Source organism: uncultured Cyclobacterium sp. (assembly GCF_963976465.1).
Lineage (GTDB): Bacteria > Bacteroidota > Bacteroidia > Cytophagales > Cyclobacteriaceae > Cyclobacterium.
Genome location: NZ_CAXBOC010000600.1, coordinates 1 through 3,031 on the forward strand (window position 1 = coordinate 1; position 3,031 = coordinate 3,031).

2 protein-coding genes are annotated in these 3,031 nt (G+C 40.5%); both read left to right on the forward strand.

What is annotated here, in order from left to right:
* Window positions 1-404: 404 nt before the first annotated feature.
* Window positions 405-1,874, forward strand: a complete 1,470-nt coding sequence (locus tag AAC037_RS22725; RefSeq protein WP_339905842.1) for an efflux transporter outer membrane subunit — start codon at window positions 405-407, stop codon at window positions 1,872-1,874.
* Window positions 1,871-3,031 (forward strand): efflux RND transporter periplasmic adaptor subunit (locus tag AAC037_RS22730; RefSeq protein ID WP_339905843.1); only part of this gene is annotated, 1,161 nt, incomplete at its 3' end. The genes AAC037_RS22725 and AAC037_RS22730, both read left to right, overlap by 4 nt.

The window sequence follows — 3,031 nt, forward strand, 5'->3', positions numbered from 1 at the left end:
AAACACAATATTTTAAATACATCACAACGGGTCAAATGCTTATAATAATAACCTACCCGTCAGTTAGTTCGACCCTCTACAGGGTTGAATCTTACTGTGCCTGTTTTTATTAAACATATGTTCCTTTCAGGATCAGGTATAATTGAGAACAGAAAGATAGTCTACAAAATAAGAGTTAAAAGCAATTGGTTAATATTTAACTCAATACATTGTCATCAGCCAATCAAACCTAATACACTCCACAGCTATAATATTTGAATGGGTTCCAATTCCTCAAAATAGAACTAAAAACATAACTTTTTAGTCTAAAACAATATTCAATAAAATGTGTTATAATTTATGAATTAAAAAGTTGTCTTTGTATCCCAATTGATTTTTCTTATCTTAAAAAAAAATGCTGTCCTTTGTTTCAATATATAGACCTTAATTTTACGCTTTTAGAAGCCATCAATATCACCAGAAAATCGCTCCTGCCTTTTGTTTTTGGTCTCACCCTATTTAGTTTGACTTTCGGCTGCGGAAATAAGGTGACCACCAGAAATGTACCGGTTGATTTACCCGAATCCTATTCTTTGCCTACGGGCTCTAGCCCTATGGATTCAAGTTGGTGGATGTCATTTCAAGATCCGGAACTCAATCGCTTAGTGGATTCTGCCATAAACCATAACCTGGAATTAAAAAGTTCTTGGTTTCAAGTGGCTCAAGAAGCTAGTAATGTGGCCATAATTGCCTCTCAAAGAGTACCTCAGGTATTTTTAGAATTACAAGGTGGAGCCAGTCGCCCTGCGCCGGATTTCGTAGGGGGAGAAAATACCCAACTGTCCCTGAGAACCAGCTATGAAGTAGATCTGTGGGGAAGGGTAAAACAAAGTAAGTTGGCAGCTGAAAACAGGTTGATGGCTACTTACTTGGATTATCAAACCATGGGGATTACCATTGCAGGAGAAGTGGCATTGACCTGGTTTTCCATGCAGGCCTATCAAGAACAAATGAACTTGATAAAAGAACAAACCGAATATAATCAACAAATTTTAGCCCTTATTCGAACGCGATTTGCCAGTGGACAAGTTAGGGGGGTGGATATTTTACGACAAGAACAGTTGATAGAAAATACCAAGGAAGAGGCCTTGGCCATACAAATGGAATTTAAAGTATTGAAAAATAGGCTTGCTGTGCTTTTGGGGAAAGCACCGGGAATGCTGAACCTCAGTGAAGAAGTCCAACTTCCTATTTTAAGCCCAATACCCAATGCCGGCTTGCCCATGGAATTGATCAACCGACGCCCCGATATACAAAGCAGTTTCAATCAATTGGAAGCCGCTGATAGAGAAGTGGCTGTAGCCATCAGTAATACCTATCCACGTTTGTCATTTAACCTAACCGGAGCCCTTAGATCCAATACCCTTACGAATCTCGTTGAATCCCAGGCAGCCTCCCTTACAGGTAGCTTGTTGATGCCATTGTTTTATGGAGGAAGGTTAAAAGCAGAGACTCAGCAAGCTAAGGCTTTTCGTGAGGTACAACTCAATGCCTATGGTCAAACTGTTTTATTGGCGGTTCAAGAGGTAGAGGACGCATTGGTTCGTGAAAACCTTCAGAAAGAGATCATCATTAAACTTGAAAGCCAGTTGGAATTAGCGGAACGTGCTTTTAATCAATTGCGGGTTGAGTACCTGAATGGATCAATTGCTTATTTAGATGTTCTTGTCACCTTGGATCAAATGCAACAATTGAAAAGAGAATTGGTGAACGAAAAATTAAATTTATTGCTATATCGACTTAGCTTATATCGGGCTCTTGCCGGAGGTTTTGAAAGCCCGATTGAAAATGAAGAAGATTTTAGCATTCAGGAAAACACAATCTCAACAAAATGACGCGAAAAAAAACCATATGGATAAGTTTGGGATTATTGGTTTGCAGCATTCTTATAGCCCTAGTCTTTTTTTGGACAGCGCCTGAAGCCGAAATGGAAGGTGCTTCTAAAACCACTGCAATGTTGGTAGATGTGGTACAGGCAGAACATGGGGATTTTAACCCTTCTGTGATAGCTACAGGCCTGGTGCAACCCGCAACAGACATTTCATTAAGTAACCAGGTTGGAGGGGAAGTGACACATATTGCCTCTCAATTCCTACCCGGTGCCTATGTAAAAAAAGGAGAGATGCTATTGCAAATTAATCCTGCAGATTATGAAAATACTTTAACACTTCGAAAAAGTGATCTGGCTTTGGCACAATCCGACTACGAAGTGGAATTGGGACGGCAGGATGTAGCAGTCAAAGATTATGAACTCATAGGTGATGAGTTGTCCTCCAAAAATCAAAACCTGGTACTAAGGAAACCTCAACTAGAAGCAGCAAAAGCCAATGTTAAAGCAGCAGAGGCTGCTGTAAACCAAGCCAATTTAGATTTGCAAAGAACTGCAATTCGGGCTCCATTTGATGCGCATATATTGTCTAGAAATGTAAATCTAGGTTCTCAAATCGCTCCGGCATCTGACTTGGGCAGGTTGGTGGGAATCGATGAATACTGGATCATTGCCAATGTACCACTATCCAAAATAAATTGGCTTGAAATAGGTGAGGGCAAAGAAGGTTCAGGGGCTCCTGTCAAAATTATTCACCCTTCTGCCTGGGAAGATGGCCAATTTAGGAAAGGAAATGTTTCTAGGTTGGTTGGAGCATTGGACGGCCAATCAAGATTGGCCAGGGTTATCGTAAGTGTTCCCGATCCTCTATTGCGTATAAACCCGGACTCCAATAAACCACAGCTGATCATAGGCACCTTTGTGGAAGTTCAAATTGAAGCTCGAAAATTAGAAAATGTAGCTCGGCTGGAAAGACAATTTATAAGACCCGGGAATACAATTTGGGTATTACAGGAGGGGAAATTAGAAATTAGGAAAGTCAATATTCTTTTTGAAGATGGGCAGTATGCCTATATAAGGGATGGTCTGGCAGCTTCAGACCAAATTGTTGCCACTGATTTGGCCACTGTAGTGGAAGGTTCTCCACTTCGATTGGAAGAAGAT